Annotated in this window: 21 protein-coding genes; 14 read left to right on the forward strand and 7 right to left on the reverse strand. The window is 70.2% G+C overall.

All coding sequences use genetic code 11. The annotated features are described in order from the left end of the window. The first annotated feature begins 15 nt into the window (after positions 1-15). The 7 genes from sigJ (at position 16) to hisH (ending at position 6,049) form a co-directional block, all read left to right on the forward strand. Positions 16-891 carry an RNA polymerase sigma factor SigJ gene (gene sigJ / locus ACWEOI_RS27575; protein WP_452361477.1) on the forward strand — a complete coding sequence of 292 codons (876 nt, stop codon included), beginning with the start codon at positions 16-18 and terminating at the stop codon, positions 889-891. Between the two features lie 74 nt (positions 892-965). Beyond that, on the forward strand, positions 966-1,262 hold the full coding sequence (locus ACWEOI_RS27580) for a DUF6412 domain-containing protein (protein WP_452361478.1): 297 nt from the start codon (positions 966-968) through the stop codon (positions 1,260-1,262). A gap of 101 nt (positions 1,263-1,363) precedes the next feature. Then, positions 1,364-2,179: a membrane protein insertase YidC gene (gene yidC, locus ACWEOI_RS27585; RefSeq protein WP_452361479.1), complete on the forward strand. Its 816-nt coding sequence runs from the start codon at positions 1,364-1,366 to the stop codon at positions 2,177-2,179. Positions 2,180-2,305: 126 nt separating this feature from the next. Beyond that, on the forward strand, positions 2,306-3,643 hold the full coding sequence (gene hisD / locus ACWEOI_RS27590; protein ID WP_433666720.1) for a histidinol dehydrogenase: 1,338 nt from the start codon (positions 2,306-2,308) through the stop codon (positions 3,641-3,643). Beyond that, the gene (locus tag ACWEOI_RS27595; protein WP_433666719.1) at positions 3,640-4,785 is read left to right on the forward strand and encodes a histidinol-phosphate transaminase; all 1,146 of its coding nucleotides are present in this window, start codon (positions 3,640-3,642) and stop codon (positions 4,783-4,785) included. The genes hisD and ACWEOI_RS27595 overlap by 4 nt, the downstream gene beginning before the upstream one ends. Beyond that, complete coding sequence (gene hisB, locus ACWEOI_RS27600; RefSeq protein ID WP_379275685.1) at positions 4,782-5,414, forward strand: imidazoleglycerol-phosphate dehydratase HisB; 633 nt, start codon at positions 4,782-4,784, stop codon at positions 5,412-5,414. Before ACWEOI_RS27595 ends, hisB begins: the two co-directional genes overlap by 4 nt. Next, a complete protein-coding gene (hisH, locus tag ACWEOI_RS27605; protein ID WP_433666718.1) occupies positions 5,411-6,049 on the forward strand; it encodes an imidazole glycerol phosphate synthase subunit HisH in 639 nt (212 codons plus the stop codon). The genes hisB and hisH overlap by 4 nt, the downstream gene beginning before the upstream one ends. A gap of 42 nt (positions 6,050-6,091) precedes the next feature. Here hisH and ACWEOI_RS27610 read toward each other — a convergent pair whose 3' ends face one another. Further along, positions 6,092-7,858, reverse strand: a complete 1,767-nt coding sequence (locus tag ACWEOI_RS27610; RefSeq protein WP_452361480.1) for a GNAT family N-acetyltransferase — start codon at positions 7,856-7,858, stop codon at positions 6,092-6,094. Between the two features lie 59 nt (positions 7,859-7,917). On the opposite strand from ACWEOI_RS27610, the gene ACWEOI_RS27615 reads away from it, so the two are divergent. Next, positions 7,918-8,697, forward strand: a complete 780-nt coding sequence (locus ACWEOI_RS27615) for an alpha/beta fold hydrolase (RefSeq protein WP_452361481.1) — start codon at positions 7,918-7,920, stop codon at positions 8,695-8,697. 14 nt (positions 8,698-8,711) lie between these two features. Here ACWEOI_RS27615 and ACWEOI_RS27620 read toward each other — a convergent pair whose 3' ends face one another. From ACWEOI_RS27620 to ACWEOI_RS27630, 3 genes are all read right to left on the reverse strand, one after another. Next, the gene (locus ACWEOI_RS27620) at positions 8,712-9,665 is read right to left on the reverse strand and encodes a sigma-70 family RNA polymerase sigma factor (protein ID WP_452361482.1); all 954 of its coding nucleotides are present in this window, start codon (positions 9,663-9,665) and stop codon (positions 8,712-8,714) included. 10 nt (positions 9,666-9,675) lie between these two features. Continuing rightward, positions 9,676-10,866 carry an NAD(P)/FAD-dependent oxidoreductase gene (locus ACWEOI_RS27625; protein WP_452361483.1) on the reverse strand — a complete coding sequence of 397 codons (1,191 nt, stop codon included), beginning with the start codon at positions 10,864-10,866 and terminating at the stop codon, positions 9,676-9,678. Positions 10,867-10,945: 79 nt separating this feature from the next. Continuing rightward, on the reverse strand, positions 10,946-11,413 hold the full coding sequence (locus ACWEOI_RS27630) for a nuclear transport factor 2 family protein (RefSeq protein WP_452361484.1): 468 nt from the start codon (positions 11,411-11,413) through the stop codon (positions 10,946-10,948). Positions 11,414-11,512: 99 nt separating this feature from the next. Here ACWEOI_RS27630 and ACWEOI_RS27635 point away from each other — a divergent pair, with 99 nt between their 5' ends. The 6 genes from ACWEOI_RS27635 (at position 11,513) to hisI (ending at position 15,552) form a co-directional block, all read left to right on the forward strand. Next, positions 11,513-11,968, forward strand: a complete 456-nt coding sequence (locus ACWEOI_RS27635; protein WP_433666712.1) for a MarR family transcriptional regulator — start codon at positions 11,513-11,515, stop codon at positions 11,966-11,968. Between the two features lie 57 nt (positions 11,969-12,025). After that, positions 12,026-12,769 (forward strand): NAD(P)H-binding protein, encoded by a 744-nt coding sequence (locus tag ACWEOI_RS27640; protein ID WP_433666711.1) that lies wholly within the window; start codon positions 12,026-12,028, stop codon positions 12,767-12,769. A gap of 88 nt (positions 12,770-12,857) precedes the next feature. After that, positions 12,858-13,589, forward strand: coding sequence for a bifunctional 1-(5-phosphoribosyl)-5-((5-phosphoribosylamino)methylideneamino)imidazole-4-carboxamide isomerase/phosphoribosylanthranilate isomerase PriA (priA, locus tag ACWEOI_RS27645; RefSeq protein ID WP_357097970.1), 732 nt, complete (start codon positions 12,858-12,860; stop codon positions 13,587-13,589). Between the two features lie 6 nt (positions 13,590-13,595). After that, positions 13,596-14,414 (forward strand): inositol monophosphatase family protein, encoded by an 819-nt coding sequence (locus ACWEOI_RS27650; protein WP_379275702.1) that lies wholly within the window; start codon positions 13,596-13,598, stop codon positions 14,412-14,414. Continuing rightward, complete coding sequence (gene hisF / locus ACWEOI_RS27655; protein ID WP_357097965.1) at positions 14,411-15,184, forward strand: imidazole glycerol phosphate synthase subunit HisF; 774 nt, start codon at positions 14,411-14,413, stop codon at positions 15,182-15,184. The genes ACWEOI_RS27650 and hisF overlap by 4 nt, the downstream gene beginning before the upstream one ends. Then, complete coding sequence (hisI, locus tag ACWEOI_RS27660; protein ID WP_433666710.1) at positions 15,181-15,552, forward strand: phosphoribosyl-AMP cyclohydrolase; 372 nt, start codon at positions 15,181-15,183, stop codon at positions 15,550-15,552. Before hisF ends, hisI begins: the two co-directional genes overlap by 4 nt. A 3-nt stretch (positions 15,553-15,555) precedes the next feature. Here hisI and ACWEOI_RS27665 read toward each other — a convergent pair whose 3' ends face one another. From ACWEOI_RS27665 to ACWEOI_RS27675, 3 genes are all read right to left on the reverse strand, one after another. Then, positions 15,556-16,062 (reverse strand): MarR family winged helix-turn-helix transcriptional regulator, encoded by a 507-nt coding sequence (locus tag ACWEOI_RS27665; RefSeq protein WP_379275730.1) that lies wholly within the window; start codon positions 16,060-16,062, stop codon positions 15,556-15,558. A gap of 181 nt (positions 16,063-16,243) precedes the next feature. Further along, positions 16,244-16,837 (reverse strand): permease, encoded by a 594-nt coding sequence (locus ACWEOI_RS27670; protein WP_433666709.1) that lies wholly within the window; start codon positions 16,835-16,837, stop codon positions 16,244-16,246. An 84-nt stretch (positions 16,838-16,921) separates the two neighbouring features. Further along, on the reverse strand, positions 16,922-17,377 hold the full coding sequence (locus tag ACWEOI_RS27675) for a peroxiredoxin (protein ID WP_379275708.1): 456 nt from the start codon (positions 17,375-17,377) through the stop codon (positions 16,922-16,924). Positions 17,378-17,393: the final 16 nt, after the last annotated feature.

Raw genomic sequence — 17,393 nt, forward strand, 5'->3', positions numbered from 1 at the left:
TCGTCGGAGGTAGGTATGAGCGACATCATCGAGCAGGCTTGGCACCTGCACCGGCGGCGGGTGCTCGACGTCTCCTACCGCATGCTCGGTACCCTCGTCGACGCCGAAGACGCCGTGCAAGAGACGTTCGCCAGACTCACCCGCCACGGCTGCGAGGGCATCGACGATGTCGAGGGCTGGCTGGTCACCGTCGCGGGCCGAGTCTGCCTCGACCGGCTGCGCGCCGACCGCACCCGGGCCCGCTACGTCGGGCCGTGGCTGCCCGAACCGCTCGTCGAGCCGGCCGGCACCGATCCCGACCCGGCGGATCAGGTCACCCTCGACGACAGCGTGCGCCTGGCGCTCTTGGCGGCGCTGCACGCCCTCAGCCCCGCCGAACGCGTCGCGTTCGTGCTCCACGATGTCTTCGGAGTGAGCTTCGAGGAGATCGCCGGGGTGGTCGGCCGCTCACCGGCCGCGGCCCGAAAGCTGGCCAGTCGTGCTCGAGCCGCGCTGCGCGACAACCCTGAGCCGCGGTTCGAGGTCTCACCGGTACAGGCACGCGCGGTCGCCGAGAGATTTGCGCACGCCTGCACCACCGGCGACCTGGCGGCACTGATGGAGGTACTCGCTCACGACGTGGTCGGCGAATTCGACTCCGGCGGGCGAGTCGCCGGCGCCCCCCTCGGACCACTGGTCGGCGCCGAGCTGGTCGGCGTCACGCTCGCCGGAACTCTGTTCGGAGCGGGCGCCGACTTCCGGGTCGTGTCGGTCAACGGCGAGCCGGGGGTGGTCGTGTCACTCGCGGGCCAGGTCATGGTCGTGATCGCGTTGGAGTCCCATGACAACCACGTGGTCGCGATCCGCGCCATCGGCAATCCCGACAAGCTCGCACGCCTCAACGCTCGCTGAAACGAGACACGTGGGGCGCCCGTGGTGCGAAACACAGGGTGCCGCGGGGGAGGAACGCGGGTACTGTCGGGCGCATGATCACGCGGATTCGGACGGCGGCGCTGCTGGTGTGCGCGCTCGTGGTCTCCGCGTGGGCGGTGCTGTATCTGGGTGCCGCACATCCTGATTCGCTGATCGTGCTCGGCGCGGTCGCACTGGTCGCGGTGACCGCGGCGGTGTTGTCCGCGCGCGGGCCGCTGCGGGTGGCCGGGGTGAATGCCGGACCGGCGGAATCGGCCGGCAAGCGGCGGCGGGGAGCGTTTCTGCGGCAGAGCAATCCGGATGCGCCGGGGCGGCCGCGGCCGCGAGCGCCGGGAGTTCTCGCGGCCTGACCCGCGTACGGCCGTGCGGTCGTAGCCGGGTCGGGTGCTTCGCGTCCCGAATTCCCTTCGCCCGCACGCGTGTGCGGGCACCGCGCAGCGAGGTTTCTCCCGTGCTCGATTTCATCTATTACCCCGTGTCCGCCGTGCTGTGGCTGTGGCACACCGCCTTCGCGTCCGTGCTGGGCGCGACCAGTGGCCTGGCCTGGGTGCTGGCCATCGTGTTCCTGGTGCTCACCCTGCGAGCACTGCTGATCAAGCCGTTCGTGGCGCAACTGCGGTTCTCGCGGAAGCTGGCCGAGATGCAGCCGCAGATCCAGGAGATCAAGCGCAAGCACGCGGGCGACCGTGAGCAGCAGGCGCTGGCCATGCAGGAGTTGCAGAAGGAGTCCGGGGTCAATGTGCTGACCGGGTTCCTGCCGATCATCGGCCAGGCGCTGGTGTTCATCGGGCTCTACCACGTGCTGCGGTCCTTCCAGCCCGGTCACACCCAGAATTACGTGTTCGGCGCCGGGCAGGTGCAGTCGTTCCTGGACGCCAAACTGTTCGGCGCGCCGCTGGCCGCCACGCTGTCCGGGGCGGGTTCGGAGTTCGGAACCATTGCCGCGGTCGCGATTCCGCTCATGGTGATCGCCGCGATCGCCACCCACTTCACCGCCCGCGCCGCCATCGCCCGCCAGCCCGCGCCGGCCGAGGGCCCGGCGGCCTCGACCGCGCGCATCATGAACACGCTCTCGCAGTGGGTGTTTCCGGCGGGCGCGCTGGTGGTCGGCCCGGTCATGCCGATCGCGATCCTGCTGTACTTCGTCACCCAGAATGCCTGGACATTCGCCCAGCAACACGTGGTGGCGACCCGCTTCGGCGACGACCGCGCCGAGCGGGGCGGACGCGGTGAAAGCGCCGGGTCGGCGGCGGTCGCCCACGAATAGCGGGCGCTCGGGTGGTGCGCGGATAAAGCGGTGGCGGTGACCGGATAGGCTGGTAGCTGGTCGCAAGCGGTTTCGGCTGCGTCGCGAACCCCCTCGAATCAGCACAGACAAGGACTGCACAGCGCTATGACCAGCCGCATCGAGCTCGCCCGCGTCGACCTGCGCGGACGTACTCCCACTGCTGCCGAACTGCGCGCGGCTCTGCCGCGCGGGGGCGTCGACGTGGACTCGGTGCTGCATCATGTGCGGCCCGTCGTGGAGGCGATCCGCGATCGGGGCGTCGAGGCCGCGCAGGAGTTCAGCGAGAAGTTCGACGGCGTGCGCCCCGCCTCGGTGCGGGTGCCGGCCGCCGAACTCGAGCGTGCGCTCGCCGAGCTGGATCCCGCCGTGCGCGCGGCCCTCGAGGTCGCCATCGAACGCACCCGCAAGGTCCACAACGACCAGCGCCGCACCGACAAGACCACCCAGGTGGTGCCCGGCGGCACCGTCACCGAGCGGTGGGTGCCGGTCGAGCGCGTCGGCCTGTACGTGCCCGGCGGCAATGCCGTCTACCCGTCCTCGGTCGTCATGAACGTGGTCCCGGCGCAGGCCGCGGGCGTGGAGTCGCTGGTCGTGGCCTCGCCGCCGCAGGCCCAGTTCGGCGGCCTGCCGCACCCGACCATCCTGGCCGCCGCCCAGCTGCTGGGCGTCACCGAGGTGTGGGCGGTCGGCGGCGCGCAGGCCGTGGCGCTGCTGTCCTACGGCGGCGTCGACACCGACGGCGCGCAGCTGGAACCGGTCGACCTGATCACCGGCCCCGGCAATATCTACGTGACCGCCGCCAAGCGGCTGTGCCGCGGCCTGGTCGGCATCGACGCCGAGGCCGGGCCCACCGAGATCGCCATCCTCGCCGACGCCACCGCCGACCCGGCGCACGTGGCCGCCGACCTCATCTCCCAGGCCGAGCACGACGTGCTCGCCGCCAGCGTCCTGGTCACCGACAGCGTCGAACTCGCCGACGCCGTGGACGCGGCGCTCACCGCGCAGATGGCCGTGGTCAAGCACCACGACCGGGTCGCGGAAGCGTTGTCGGGCAAGCAGTCCGGCACCGTGCTGGTCGACGACATCGAGCAGGGCCTGCGCGTGGTCAACGCCTACGCGGCCGAGCACCTCGAGATCCAGACCGTCGACGCCGCGGGCGTGGCCGCCCGGGTGCGTTCGGCCGGAGCGGTTTTCGTCGGCGCCTGGTCGCCGGTGTCGCTGGGCGACTACTGCGCCGGCTCCAACCACGTGCTGCCCACCGCCGGATGTGCCCGGCACTCTTCGGGATTGAGCGTGCAGACCTTCCTGCGCGGCATCCACGTCGTCGAGTACACCGAGGCCGCGTTGAAGGACGTCTCCGGGCACGTGGTCGCACTGGCCAACGCCGAGGACCTGCCCGCGCACGGCCAGGCCGTGCAGGCGCGATTCGGAGAACTGCGGTGAGCGCCCAGGCCGGCCTGGAAGGCACTGTGCCCGGTTCGAAGATCTCGCTCGACGACCTGCCGCTGCGCGACAACCTGCGCGGCAAGAGCCCGTACGGCGCACCGCAATTGACGGTGCCCGTCCAGCTCAACACCAACGAGAACCCGCACCCGCCGAGCCAGGACCTGGTCGACGATGTCGCGGAGTCCGTGCGCGCGGCCGCCGCCGACCTGCACCGGTACCCGGACCGTGACGCGGTCGGCCTGCGCACCGACCTGGCCGCCTACCTGACCCGGCAGACCGGCGTCGCGGTGGACGTGGCCAATGTGTGGGCGGCCAACGGCTCCAACGAGATCCTGCAGCAGCTGTTGCAGGCGTTCGGCGGACCCGGCCGCAGCGCACTGGGTTTCGTGCCCTCGTACTCGATGCACCCGATCATCTCCGAGGGCATCGACACCGAGTGGATCGAGGCCAAGCGCAACGGCGACTTCTCCCTCGACATCGACTTCGCGGTGCTCACGGTGGGGGAGAAGAACCCCGACGTGGTCTTCGTGACCAGCCCCAACAATCCGACCGGGCACAGCATCCCGATCCCGGACCTGGAGCGCATCCTCGACGCCGCCCCCGGCATCGTGGTGGTCGACGAGGCGTACGGCGAGTTCTCCTCCGCGCCCAGCGCCATCGGCCTGATCGACAAGTACCCGACCAAGCTGGTGGTCAGCCGCACCATGTCCAAGGCGTTCGCCTTCGCGGGCGGACGGCTGGGCTACCTGGTGGCCGCGCCCGCGGTCATCGACGCCATGCTGCTGGTGCGCCTGCCCTACCACCTGTCCGTGGTCACCCAGGCCGCGGCGCGGGCGGCGCTGCGGCACGCGGACGAAACCCTGGGCAGCGTCCACGAATTGGCCGCGCAGCGCGACCGCGTGATGGCGGCGCTGACCGAACTGGGCTACGACGTGATCCCGTCCGACGCCAACTTCGTACTGTTCGGCCGCTTCGCCGACGCGGCGCGCGCCTGGCAGCACTACCTCGACGAGGGCGTGCTCATCCGCGATGTCGGCATCCCCGGCTACCTGCGCACCACCATCGGCCTGGCCGCCGAGAACGACGAATTCCTGCGCGTCAGCGCGAAACTGGCGTCCGAGGAGCTGATCGCCCGATGACCACCGAACGTCCCGCCGACCGCATCGCCCGGGTCGAGCGCACCACCCGCGAGTCCAGCATCGTGGTGGAGCTCAACCTGGACGGCTCCGGCAAGACCGACATCTCCACCGGCGTCCCGTTCTACGACCACATGCTGACCGCCTTCGGCCAGCACGGCAGCTTCGACCTCACCGTCCAGGCCAAGGGCGACATCGAGATCGAGGCCCACCACACCGTCGAGGACACCGCCATCGTCATCGGCCAGGCCCTGGGCCAGGCGCTCGGCGACAAGAAGGGCATCCGCCGCTTCGGCGACTGCTTCATCCCGATGGACGAGACCCTCGCCCACGCCGTCGTAGACGTGTCCGGCCGGCCGTACTGCGTGCACACCGGCGAGCCGGATCACATGCTGCACACCATCATTCCGAGCGTCGCCCCGACCGCGTCCTATTCGACGGTCATCAACCGCCACGTGTTCGAGTCGATCGCGCTCAACGCGCGCATCGCCCTGCACGTACGCGTGCTCTACGGCCGCGACCAGCACCACATCACCGAGGCCGAATACAAGGCCGTCGCGCGGGCACTGCGCGCGGCGGTCGAATACGACCCGCGCGTGTCCGGGGTCCCGTCCACCAAGGGTTCGTTGTGACCAAGAAGATCGCCCTGCTCGACTACGGTTCGGGCAACCTGCACTCGGCGAGCCGCGCCCTGGCCCGCACCGGCGCCGAGGTGATCATCACCGCCGACGCTGAAACCGCCCTGAACGCGGACGGTCTCGTGGTCCCCGGCGTCGGCGCCTACGCGGCCTGCATGGCGGGCCTGCTCGCCGTGCGCGGTGACCGCATCATCGGCAAGCGGCTCTCCGGCGGCCGCCCGATCCTGGGCATCTGCGTCGGCATGCAGATCCTGTTCGAACGCGGCGTCGAGTTCGGCGTCGAGACCGACGGCTGCGGCGAATGGCCCGGCACCGTCGAGCGTTTGGACGCGCCGGTCCTGCCGCACATGGGCTGGAACACGGTCAAGGCTCCCGAGGACAGCGTGCTGTTCGCGGGCATGGACGCCGACACCCGCTTCTACTTCGTCCACTCCTACGCCGCCCAGCACTGGGGCTGGACCGACGACGGCGGCGGCCACCTCGCCCCGGCCAAACTCACCTGGGCCGAACACGGCGTCCCCTTCCTCGCGGCCGTCGAGAACGGCCCCCTGTCCGCGACGCAGTTCCACCCCGAGAAGTCCGGTGACGCCGGAGCCCACCTCCTCCGGAACTGGGTCGACTCGATCTGATCGACCGCGCTCGCCCAAACCCCCGGTTCCGCGGCGAATCCGTCAGAGCGCCCGCTTCAGCCCGACATGACTGTTGTCGTACCCGAGCCGCGCGTAAAAGGCGTGCGCCCGCGTGCGGACCCGGTCCGTGGTGACCTGCGCGAGTGTCGCGCCTCGGTGCCTGCCGTGGTCGTGCGCCCACTCGAGCATCGCGGTTCCGATGCCGCGAGAGCGTTCCGCGGCGGCGACCCGAACTCCCTCGATCTGGAGGCGAGTGGTGCCGCCGCGGGACAGGCCCGGAATGATGGTGAGCTGCATGGTGCCGACGATCCGGTCGCCCTCGTCCCGGACCACGGCCAGATAGTGCGAGGGATCCCTGGTGATGGCGTCGTACGCCTCCTCGTAGCGGGCAATCTCGGAACCTTCACGGGCACGGCCGATCTCGTCATCGGCGAGCAGCGCGACCAGCGCCGGAACGTCGGACCGCGCCGCCCGCTGCACACGATAGATCCGGTCGCCGAGTCGGAGCCGGCCACCGACCGAAGCCCGTGCCCGGGCCTGCAGCCGGGCGATCAGCGTGTCCAGCCAGGCGCCGACGTGCCGCCGGGCCTCGGGAGTGTCCGGGTACCGGCAGCGCAGGTGCAGCCCGGTCTCGTCGAGGACGAACCAGAGCATCACGCCGTCGGTCCGAATCGTCGCGCCGACGTATTGCGCCTCCAATCCGGTCGCGTCGACTCGCACCGGCAGCCGGCGCAGGTCCAGCCACGAAATCGCGAACATCCCCGGCGCCTCGGGCATCCCGCCCCACGGACGCAGGATGTCCTCCAGTGGCCAGGACCCCATCCGGACGGCCTCCTTCACCGCCTCGGCACTGGCACGGGGATCGGAGTCGGCCGACTCGAGCACCGAGTTGGTGATGAACCACCCCACCGAGTCGTGCCAGGTGGTGTCATACCGACTGTGCACCGGAAACACCGCCCGCAGTGCGGTGCCGGCCAGCTCGCGGGTCACCTCGGTCATCGCCCCCACCACCAGCGCCAAGGTCGAGACGCCGTCGTCGCGGGCCTGCGCCGAGAACGCGGCGCTGTCGTCGACGTCGAGGACATCGCGCACCTCCACACGCTCCTGCTGCAATGTCGCCTCGCCCAGCGACAGCGGGAACCGTGGCATCACATCACCGCTGCCCGCCAGCACCTCTGCCCAGCGGCGGTGCACCTCGGCGGGCGCCGGCGGGCGGTCCCGCAGCGCGCGGGTGTGCTCCGCGAAGGCGGGTACGGGCGGTAACGACGGTGAACGACCCTGCTGCACCGCGGCCAGCGCGGCGAGCAGGTCACGCGCGATCACCAGCATCGACCACATGTCGACGTGCGAGTGGTCGGCGGCGACCACCACGGTCGGCCCGACCGCGGTCTCGAGTACACACAGCCGATGCGACGGGCGACTGTACGGTGAACAAGCGTGGTCGAGCACGGCGCGGAGCGCATCGTTGACCGCCTGCCCCGGAGCGATCACATGCTCGACCCAGCCGCCGGGGACGATATCGACCTCGTACAGCTGAGGCTCGCCGTCCGCGCCCGGCACGAAGACCGACCGCAGCGTGCCGTGCCGCTCGATCACCGCCAGCCAGGCGGCCGCGAGCTCGTCGGGCGGTACCGGCGCGGAGAGCTTGAAGGACAACGCCATCCAGGATCCCGCTCGGTCGCCGGCGCCGACATGGCGTCGCTGGTCGAAGGACACGGGAAGAGCCCGGCCCACCCGCCCCGCGGTGACGTCGAAGCCCAGTAGGCGGCCGAACGGCAGGCGCAGGTGCGCGACGTTGGTCAGCCGCATGCCGGTATCCTAGGCTCCTTCTCGAGCGATCGCCGTCTCACCAGCACCCTGGAGCCACCGTGCCGACCTTCCGCGTTTCCGGCGCCGACATCGACGTGGAATTGAGCGACGAGGGCGGCCACCCGGTCGTCCAACTCCACGGCCTCACCTCCAGCCGCCACCGCGACCGTCTGATGGACCTCGATCTCGGCCGCGGACTCAGCGGAACCCGATTGCTGCGGTACGACGCGCGCGGCCACGGCCACTCGACGGGTCGTGCCGTCCCCGAGGACTATCGGTGGCCGGTTCTGGCCGATGACCTGCTGAACCTGCTCGACCACTGGTTCCCCGGTGAACAGGTGCACGGTGTCGGTCCGTCGATGGGTACCGGGACACTGCTGCATGCCGCTGTCCGCGATCCCGGCCGATTCGCCGGCCTCACCCTGCTCGTGCCCGCGACCGCGTGGCGCACCCGAGCCGCGAAGGCCGACCTCTACCGGAAGAATGCCCGCTTGATCGAGGAGCAGGGACTCGCCGCCTTCCTCGGCGCCGATCTCACCGCGCCTCGCCCGCCGGCCACCGTCGGAACGCCGGAAACCGTGCCGGATGTCGCCGAGCACCTACTGCCCGCATTGTTCCGCGGGGCGGCGATGAGCGACCTGCCTGCCCCCGGGGCGATCGCCGCGATCGACGTGCCGACCACGGTGTTGGCCTGGACAGACGACCCCGCCCATCCGGTGTCGACCGCCGAGGCGCTGGTGGACCTGCTGCCGAAGGCCACCCTGGAGGTGGCGTACACACCGGCCGATCTCGCTCGCTGGCCGGGCATCCTGTGCGAGGACGTGGCACGACACGGATAGGCACGACGGCCGCGCTACTCGGGAGTCCGGCTCCACAGCTCGACGAGTGGCGCGTCGTGGTCGCGGCGTCGCCATTGCTCGGTGAGGCGGTGGAGGCGGGCCGGGGCGCCGATGCCGTGCAGGGCGGCGATCTTGTCGTCGCGCAGTTCCAGGATCGTGACGCTGAGGATTCGGTCGTCGAGGGTGATGAGCATGGCGGGGCAGCCGTTGAGAACGGCGGCGTGGATTGCGGGGGAGCCGTTGAACTGGCGGAGTTTCGCGGGTGTGGGGGTGAAGCCGGCTCGGACTGCGATGGCAACGCGTTCGGGGGTGCGGAAGTGGATCAGCTTGGGCGCCGAGCCGCCCGCGCCGTCGGAAGTGGCGGTCGCGTCGGCGGTGAGCAGGGATACGAGGTGGTCGGTGCGGCCCGAGGCGGCGGCGTCGACGAAAGCCTGGACGATGCCGCGGGCGGCGGCGGGGTCGCTGCCGGTGTTGCTGGCGGAGAAGGTGATTCGACGGCGGGCTCGGTGGGCGTGCTGCTGGCTGGCGGATTCGGTGATGGCGAGGATGTCGGCGATTTCGGCGTGGGTGTAGGAAAAGGCCTCGCGCAGAACGTAAACGGCTCGTTCGAGCGGGGTCAGGCGCTCCATCAGCAGCAGGACCGCCACGGTCACCGATTCGCGTTGTTCGGCGGTTTCGGCGGGGCCCAGCATCGGATCGCCGTCGAGCAAGGGTTCGGGCATCCAGGCGCCGACCGCGCGTTCGTGGCGGACCCGCGCCGAGCGGAGGCGGTCGAGCGCCAGGTTGGTGACGATCTTCGTCAGCCACGCCTCGGGGACCTCGATGTAGTCCCGGTCGGCCGCCTGCCACCGCAGGAACGCGTCCTGCACCGTGTCCTCGGCGTCGGCGGCCGAGCCGAGCAGACGGTAGGCGAGGGAGGCCAGCCGGTTGCGGCTGGCCTCGAAACGCGCCACGGTGGCGGCATCCATGAGCGTCACCCTATGCGGTGACCGCATCCACGGGGTGCGGGCGGGCCGGCGCCGAGCGGCGTGTGCGGCTTGGCATTCCGAAGGTCGGGTGGCCGATGCTCCAACCGCTGCCCGCCACGATCGCCGCCTTGACCAGCGCCGCCGGGCGGCCGCACAGGGCCCCGGGCTTCGCCTGCCCGGCACCGTCGACCAGCTGGAAGATCGCGTCCTCGCGGCCGAGGCTGATGTGGTTGCCGACGTAGCTCAGGGTGGTCGCCTTGACGGTGCGCCCGGTCCGGTCGCCGAGGATCGCGGCCGCCGCCTGCATGCCGGTGAATCCCGCCGACGCGCACGACATCGGCAGCGGACGGCCGTTCTCGCCGATGACGAAGACGCTGTCACCGGCGACGTACACCTCCGGGTGCGAGACCGACCGCATCTGCCGGTCGACCGTGATCTGCCCGTTGGCTTCCACCGCCAGGCCACTGTCGGCGGCGATCGGATGGACGGCGAAGCCCGCGGTCCACACGATCGCGTCCGAGGCGAAGACGGTCCCATCGTCGGCGACGGCCCGCCGCGCCTCGACCCGCGCGATGGCGGTGCGCTCGTGGATGGTGATCCCGAATCGATCGAACGCGCGCAGCAGATGACGGCGGGCCTTGGGACCCAGCCAGCCGCCCAGTTCACCGCTGGTGGCCAGCTGGACCCGCAGTCCTGGACGGGCTTCGGCGATCTCGGTGGCGGTCTCGATCGCGGTCAGATTGCCGCCGACCACGAGCACCGTGCCCTGCTCGCCGAGCTCGTCCAGACGGGCGCGCAGAGCCAGCGCGGACGGCCGTCCGGCGACGTTGAACGCGTGCTCCGCGGCACCCGGAACGTCGTGCACGGCGGCGGTACTGCCGAGCGCGTAGAGCAGGGTGTCGTATTCGATGCGGTGTGTGCCTTCGGCATCGGCGATGGTGACGCTGCGGTGGTCGGCGTCGACACCGATCACCCGCGCGACCCGCAGCCGGATGCCGGTGCCCGCGAACACCTCCGCCAGCGGCCGGTGCGGCAGCGCGTGTCCGGCCGCGAGCTGATGCAGCCGCAGCCGTTCGACGAAATCGGGTTCGGCGTTGACCACGGTGATCTCGAAGTCGCGGGAGTGGAGGGTGCGGGCCAGGTATCCGGCGGTGAAGGCGCCGGCGTAGCCGGCCCCGAGGACGACGATGCGGTGCTGCATGATTTCGCTCCTGTCTGGTTCGCGTGCCCTCTGAACGAGACAGCGCGCGGATTCCTGACAGCACCGCCGGTGACGTGGGTCACTCCCGCGTCGGGCGAGCGCCGACGGACCAGACGGGGGACGAAGCGACGCCCGCGAGCTGCCAGCCGTCCGGGGTGCGGGCGGCCTCGAAGCGGTAGACCTCGCCGAGGGTGAGGCGGGGTCGGGAGCCGAGGGTGGGGTCTTGGGCGGGCCCCCAGGCGAAGACGGCCAGCAGGTTGGCGCGCACGCGGGCGGTGTCGCCGTCCAGATCGACGATGACTCCCGTGATGATGTGCTGAATGTGCTTGTCGGGGGAGTGATTTCGGCTGGCCTGAGCGACCAGGGCGGTGCGGCCGACGGCTAGCCCGCCCGGGGTCTGGGCGGTGGCTTCGGGGGTGTACAGCGTGCCGAGTTCGTCCCAGTCGCCCTCGTCGAGGGCGCGGCCGAGCCGGTGCACCAGCTCGGTGATCTCGAATTTGTCCGCCAGCTCCTGGATTCGCCCGGCGCTGATGTCGATCGCGTTCATGGTGGCAGTCTTTCGACGAATTTGTTGGTTGGGCCAACGTTGGTAAAACCAATGTAACCGATCGTGGGTGCTCCCAACAAGTGTTGGTAGATTCGCCTCATGGACACCGCGCCCGAGGGAGCCTCCGGTCGACTGCGCGCCCTTCCCACCCGCCTGATCGGCCAGGTCGGCATCATCGCCAACCGCTGCACCGAGAAGGCCCTGGAACCAACGGGTTCCCGCCGCTACCACTACGCGCTGCTCGCCACCCTCGACGAGCACGGCCCGCTCAGCCAGGCCGAGGCCGGCCGCCGCACCGGCATCGACCGCAGCGACGTCGTCGCCACCGTCAACGACCTGGCCGATCGCGGTCTCCTTACCCGTACCCCCGACCCCGCCGATCGCCGCCGCAACACCCTCACCCTCACCCGCGCGGGCCGCGCCCACCTCGCCGACCTCGACGAACGGCTGGAAGCGGCCCAGCGGCAACTGCTGCCCGGCTTCACCGCCGTCGACCGCGCGCATTTCGTCCTGACCCTCAATCGCATCCTCGAAGCGCACGCCGCCGACAGCTGAAACCCGCCTCGGTGGGATGGTGGAAGCCGAGGCAGTGCGACAACGGAAGGAGCGGACATGAAGATCGTCGTCATCGGCGGAACGGGCCTGATCGGCTCGAATGTCGTCAACCGTTTGAGCCGGAGCGGCCACGAGGCGGTCCCGGCCTCGCCCAGCAAGGGCGTCGACACCGTGACCGGAGTGGGCGTCAAGGAGGTGCTGCAAGGGGCCGACGTCGTCGTCGACGTCTCCAATTCGCCGTCGTTCGCCGACGACGACGTCATGGCGTTCTTCCGCGCCTCGACCGCGCACCTGCTCGACGCGGCGCGGAGCGCGGGCGTCGGCCACTATGTCGCCTTGTCGGTGGTGGGCTCCGGCCGCCTGCCGGAATCGGGATACCTGCGGGCGAAGGCGGCGCAGGAGGAAATGATTCAGAGCTCCGGCCTCCCGTACACGATCGTGCACGCCACCCAATTCTTCGAATTCGCCGGTGGCATAGCCGATTCGGCCACCACCGAGGGTGTCGTCCGGATGTCGGACGGCGGCGTCCAGCCGATGGCCGCCGACGATGTCGCCGCCGTGACGGCGCGAGCCGCGCTGGACCCGCCCCGCAATGGCGCACTCGACGTCGGAGGACCCGAGAAGTTCGGCCTCGACCAGTGGATCCGCACCGTGCTCACCGCCCGATCCGACCCGCGCGACGTGGTCACCGACCCGCAGGCCCGGTACTTCGGGACCCTGCTCGGTCCGGACAGCCTGGTGCCGGGCCCCGGCGCGGAACTCGCCCCGACCCGGCTCTCGGACTGGCTCGCCCGGCAGTGAATCGGGACGGAGGGCGGCCCGGCCGCGCCGCCGCGACTCGGTTCACCCTGCGAACGGTGTGACGCCGGGCAACCACTAGGCTTACCCCGTGAGTCTTGTGCTGCTACCTGCCGTCGATGTCGCCAATGGTGAAGCTGTGCGCCTGGTTCAAGGGGAGGCGGGCAGCGAAACCAGTTATGGTTCGCCGCGCGACGCCGCTCTGGCCTGGCAGCAGGCGGGGGCGGAGTGGGTGCATCTGGTCGACCTGGACGCCGCGTTCGGCAAGGGGTCCAATCGCGACATCATCGCCGGGGTCATCGGCGAACTCGATGTGAAGGTCGAACTGTCGGGCGGAATCCGTGACGACGAGTCGCTGAAGGCGGCGCTGGCCACCGGCTGCGCGCGCGTCAATATCGGCACCGCGGCCATCGAGAACCCGGAGTGGTGCGCCCGCGCCATCGGCGAGTACGGCGACAAGGTCGCCGTCGGCCTGGACGTGAAGCTCATCGACGGCGAGTGGCGGCTGCGCGGCCGCGGCTGGGTCACCGACGGCGGCGACCTGTGGGAGGTGCTCGAGCGGCTCGAACGCGACGGCTGCTCGCGCTACGTGGTCACCGACGTGTCCAAGGACGGCACCCTGACCGGGCCGAACCTGGATCTGCTGAGCCAGGTCGCGAACGCGGCCGAGGCGCCGGTCATCGCGTCGGGCGGCATCTCGGTGCTCGAGGACCTGACCGCCATCGCCACCCTGGTGGACGAGGGCGTCGAGGGCGCGATCATCGGTAAGGCCCTGTACGCGGGCCGGTTCACCCTGCCCGAAGCCCTGGCCGCGGTTCGATAACCGCCGATGGCCGCCGAACTCGCCGAACTGCTCGGCATCGCCAGCGCGGTGCTCGACTCCGCCGCACCGCGTTTCGTCGAGGGCATCGGGGCGCCGAGCGCGGTCGAGAAGGGGCGCAACGACTTCGCCACCGAACTCGACCTGGAACTCGAGCGCACCATCTCGCAGCGACTGGCCGAGCGCACCGGAATCCCGGTGCACGGCGAGGAATTCGGCGGCCCGCAGCTGACCTCGGGCACCGCGTGGGTGCTCGACCCGATCGACGGCACCTTCAACTACTCGGCGGGCAGCCCGATGTGCGGGATGCTGCTGTCGCTGGTGCGTGACGGTGTCCCCGTCATCGGGCTGACCTGGCTGCCGATCCTGGGCCAGCGCTACGCGGCCGTCGACGGTGGGCCGCTGCTGCTCAATGGCACCCCGCTGCCGCGGCTGGCCCCGGCCAAACTGGCCACCGCCATGATCGGGTTCGGCAGCTTCAATATCGATGGGGCGGGCCGGATTCCGGGCATCTTCCGCTTCAACCTGCTGGGCGCGCTGTCGCGGCTGTCGGGCCGGCAGCGCATGTACGGCTCCACCGGCATCGACCTGGCCTACACCGCGTCCGGAATTCTGGGCGGGGCCGTGGTGTTCGGACATCACCCGTGGGACAACGCCGCGGGCGTGGTGCTGGTCCGGGCCGCGGGCGGGGTCGTCACCGATCTGCTGGGCGCGGACTGGACCATCGAATCCGGTTCGGTGCTGGCCGCCGCGCCCGGCGTGCACGAGGAACTACTGGAACTGATCGCCGACACCGCCGATCGGGTCCGAGGAGAGGCAGAGCAGTGACACTGGCAGTACGCGTGATTCCGTGCCTGGACGTCGACGCCGGGCGCGTGGTCAAGGGCGTCAACTTCGAAAACCTCAGGGACGCGGGCGATCCCGTCGAGCTGGCGGCCACCTACGACGCGCAGGGCGCGGACGAGCTGACCTTCCTCGACGTCACCGCCTCCACCGGCGACCGCGGCACCATGATCGACGTGGTCACCCGCACCGCCGAGCAGATCTTCATCCCGCTCACCGTCGGCGGCGGCGTGCGCACCGTCGAGGACGTGGACCGGCTGCTGCGCGCGGGCGCGGACAAGGTGTCGGTGAACACCGCCGCCATCGCCCGCCCCGAGGTGCTGCGCGAGATGTCGGAGCGGTTCGGCTCGCAGTGCATCGTGCTGTCGGTCGACGCCCGCACCGTGCCCGCGGGCCAGGACCCCACCCCCTCCGGCTGGGAGGTCACCACCCACGGCGGCAAGCGCGGCACCGGCATCGACGCCGTGGAATGGGCCGTGCGCGGCGCCGAGCTGGGCGTGGGGGAGATCCTGCTGAACTCGATGGACGCCGACGGCACCAAGGCCGGCTTCGACCTGACCATGATCCGCGCGGTGCGCGCCGCGGTGTCGGTGCCGGTCATCGCCTCCGGCGGTGCGGGCAAGGTCGCCGACTTCGCGCCGGCCGTGCAGGCGGGCGCGGACGCGGTGCTGGCCGCCAGCGTCTTCCACTTCGGCGATCTCACCATCGGCGAGGTCAAGGACGCCATGCGCACGGAAGGGATCACGGTTCGATGAGCGCCCTGGATCCCGCGATCGCCGCGCGCCTCAAGCGCAATGCCGACGGCCTGTTCGCCGCCATCGCCCAGGAGAAGAGCACGGGGGACGTGCTGATGATGGCGTGGATGGACGACGAGGCGCTGGCCCGCACCCTCGACACCCGCAAGGGCACCTACTACTCGCGCTCGCGGCAGCAGTACTGGGTGAAGGGCGAGACCTCCGGCCACACCCAGTACGTGCACGAGGTGCGGCTGGACTGTGACGGCGACACCGTGCTGCTCATCGTCGACCAGGAGGGCGCGGCCTGCCACACGGGCACCCACACCTGCTTCGACACCGACGTGCTGCTGTCGCAGGGCGATCGGCTGCTGTCCGACGAGGGCTGAGCCTCAGTCGGATTCGGCGGGATCCAGACCCAGATGCGAGCTGGGCCGCCCCGAGCGGCCGAGCCCGCGGGTCATGCCCTTGTCGAGCTGTGCCACCAGGGTTTCACCCAGTGCCAGCAGCTGCTCGGTCTGATCGGCGTCGAGGCCGTCGAACACCAGGCCGCGCACGCACTCCAGATAGCCGGGCCCGGCATCGCTGACCTTGCGATATCCCGCGTCGGTGAGCACGGCCTGGGCCCCGCGACGGCCGGTCAGCGCCACGCGTTGCGCCCAGCCGAGCCGCTCGAGTTTGGACACCACATGCGAGAGCCGTGATAGCGATGCGTTTGCCTTTTGCGCGAGGTCGCTGAGTTGCAAGCGGTGATCGGGTTCTTCGGAGAGCAAGGCCATCACGAAGTATTCGAAATGGGTAATCCCGGACTCGCGTTGCAGTTGGGTATCCAAAGCGGCGGGCAGTCGGGTGGTGAGCGCGATCAGGGTTCGCCAAGCTCGCTGTTCTTGGGGATTCATCGACTTGGTCACCGTGCGCGCCCTCTCGTACCACCCGAGTGACGGTTGGTCCCCGACCGTTCGAGAGCCCGTGTCACGGCATCGAACAAGTCACTCGCACGTCAAAGTTTGCCACGACTTCGCTCGTCAGTCACGGTGTTGCCGAATGACGTGACATCGATCACGCGTGTTGCGCGCGGAATTAGTTCGTGCCGACTTCGGGAGGATTTGCCGGAGTTTCCGGCGACACGCTCGGCTTTTCCGGTTCGTTTCGCTGTCTGTCGGCGCGGTGGCGGCGGAATCGCTTGCGCACCAAGAGAAATGCGGCCAGCAGGAACAGTACGGCGGCGATGATCGCGCCCGCCAGGCAGGCGCCGCGGAATCCCGGGGCGTCGACGTCGAGAATGCGTTCCCCGGCGTGCGCGGCACTGGAGTTGCCCCACACGATGGTCAGCGTCATCAAATTCGGGATGGCGAAGACCAGGGCCAGTACGGCGGCCCCGCCCGCGACGAACTTTCCGGCCCGTTTACGCCAGGACAGACCCGCCGCCAGGAACAGGAACAGTGGCACCGCTGTGCAAATCAGCCCCATCAACAGGCCGTACCAGATGCCCTTGGCGAAACTCGAGCCGACCATTTCCCCCAGGCGCTGTGCCCACCACCGCGGAATGAACGCGGCCAGGATCAGATAGGACAGCCACAACACCGCCAGGGTCACGACCGCGGCAATGATGCGATTGCGCCACGTGACGAAGGTTGAAGACTTTCGCTCCTGCTCGGTGCCGGCCGTAGTCATGCGCCCAGCGTATGTCCGAATTGTCGGCGGGCGAAGCACCGACGCGACGAGGTCGCGCGGCCGGGACCGAGCGGGAGCGGTCCGTCAGCGTTCGCGCAGGAACTTCAGGGCTTCGTCGGCGTGCACGTTGGCGCGCATCTCGCTGGTGATCACCTTGGCCACGGTCCGATCCGGGTCGATCACGAAGGTGGTCCGCTTGACCGGCACGATCGCGCCCAGCAGGCCGCGCTTCACGCCGAACTCCGCGGCGACCTTCGCGCCCGGGTCCGAGAGCACCGGGTAGCCCAGTCCCTGCTTCTCGGCGAATCCCGACTGCACCTCGACCGAATCCGCGCTGATGCCCACGCAGCTCGCCCCGGCGGCCTTGAATTCCGTTGCCAGATCCCGGAAGTGGCACGCCTCGGCGGTGCACACCGGCGTGTTCGCCGCGGGATAGAAGAACAGCACCACCGGGCCGTCCGCGAGCAGTGACTCGAGCGAACGCGGGGTGCCGGACTGATCCGATAGTTCGAAATTGGGTGCGAGCTGACCGACCTTCATGCCCGTACCCTACCCC

Source organism: Nocardia sp. NPDC004340 (assembly GCF_053602575.1).

Excerpts from the sequence above, each read along its gene's own strand:
- sigJ (WP_452361477.1), top strand. The coding sequence starts at position 16 with ATGAGCGACATCATCGAGCAGGCTTGGCACCTGCACCGGCGGCGGGTG.
- ACWEOI_RS27580 (WP_452361478.1), top strand. The coding sequence starts at position 966 with ATGATCACGCGGATTCGGACGGCGGCGCTGCTGGTGTGCGCGCTCGTG.
- hisD (WP_433666720.1), top strand. The coding sequence starts at position 2,306 with ATGACCAGCCGCATCGAGCTCGCCCGCGTCGACCTGCGCGGACGTACT.
- hisB (WP_379275685.1), top strand. The coding sequence starts at position 4,782 with ATGACCACCGAACGTCCCGCCGACCGCATCGCCCGGGTCGAGCGCACC.
- ACWEOI_RS27610 (WP_452361480.1), bottom strand. The coding sequence starts at position 7,858 with ATGCGGCTGACCAACGTCGCGCACCTGCGCCTGCCGTTCGGCCGCCTA.
- ACWEOI_RS27620 (WP_452361482.1), bottom strand. The coding sequence starts at position 9,665 with ATGGATGCCGCCACCGTGGCGCGTTTCGAGGCCAGCCGCAACCGGCTG.
- ACWEOI_RS27625 (WP_452361483.1), bottom strand. The coding sequence starts at position 10,866 with ATGCAGCACCGCATCGTCGTCCTCGGGGCCGGCTACGCCGGCGCCTTC.
- ACWEOI_RS27630 (WP_452361484.1), bottom strand. The coding sequence starts at position 11,413 with ATGAACGCGATCGACATCAGCGCCGGGCGAATCCAGGAGCTGGCGGAC.
- ACWEOI_RS27635 (WP_433666712.1), top strand. The coding sequence starts at position 11,513 with ATGGACACCGCGCCCGAGGGAGCCTCCGGTCGACTGCGCGCCCTTCCC.
- ACWEOI_RS27640 (WP_433666711.1), top strand. The coding sequence starts at position 12,026 with ATGAAGATCGTCGTCATCGGCGGAACGGGCCTGATCGGCTCGAATGTC.
- ACWEOI_RS27650 (WP_379275702.1), top strand. The coding sequence starts at position 13,596 with ATGGCCGCCGAACTCGCCGAACTGCTCGGCATCGCCAGCGCGGTGCTC.
- hisI (WP_433666710.1), top strand. The coding sequence starts at position 15,181 with ATGAGCGCCCTGGATCCCGCGATCGCCGCGCGCCTCAAGCGCAATGCC.
- ACWEOI_RS27665 (WP_379275730.1), bottom strand. The coding sequence starts at position 16,062 with ATGAATCCCCAAGAACAGCGAGCTTGGCGAACCCTGATCGCGCTCACC.
- ACWEOI_RS27670 (WP_433666709.1), bottom strand. The coding sequence starts at position 16,837 with ATGACTACGGCCGGCACCGAGCAGGAGCGAAAGTCTTCAACCTTCGTC.
- ACWEOI_RS27675 (WP_379275708.1), bottom strand. The coding sequence starts at position 17,377 with ATGAAGGTCGGTCAGCTCGCACCCAATTTCGAACTATCGGATCAGTCC.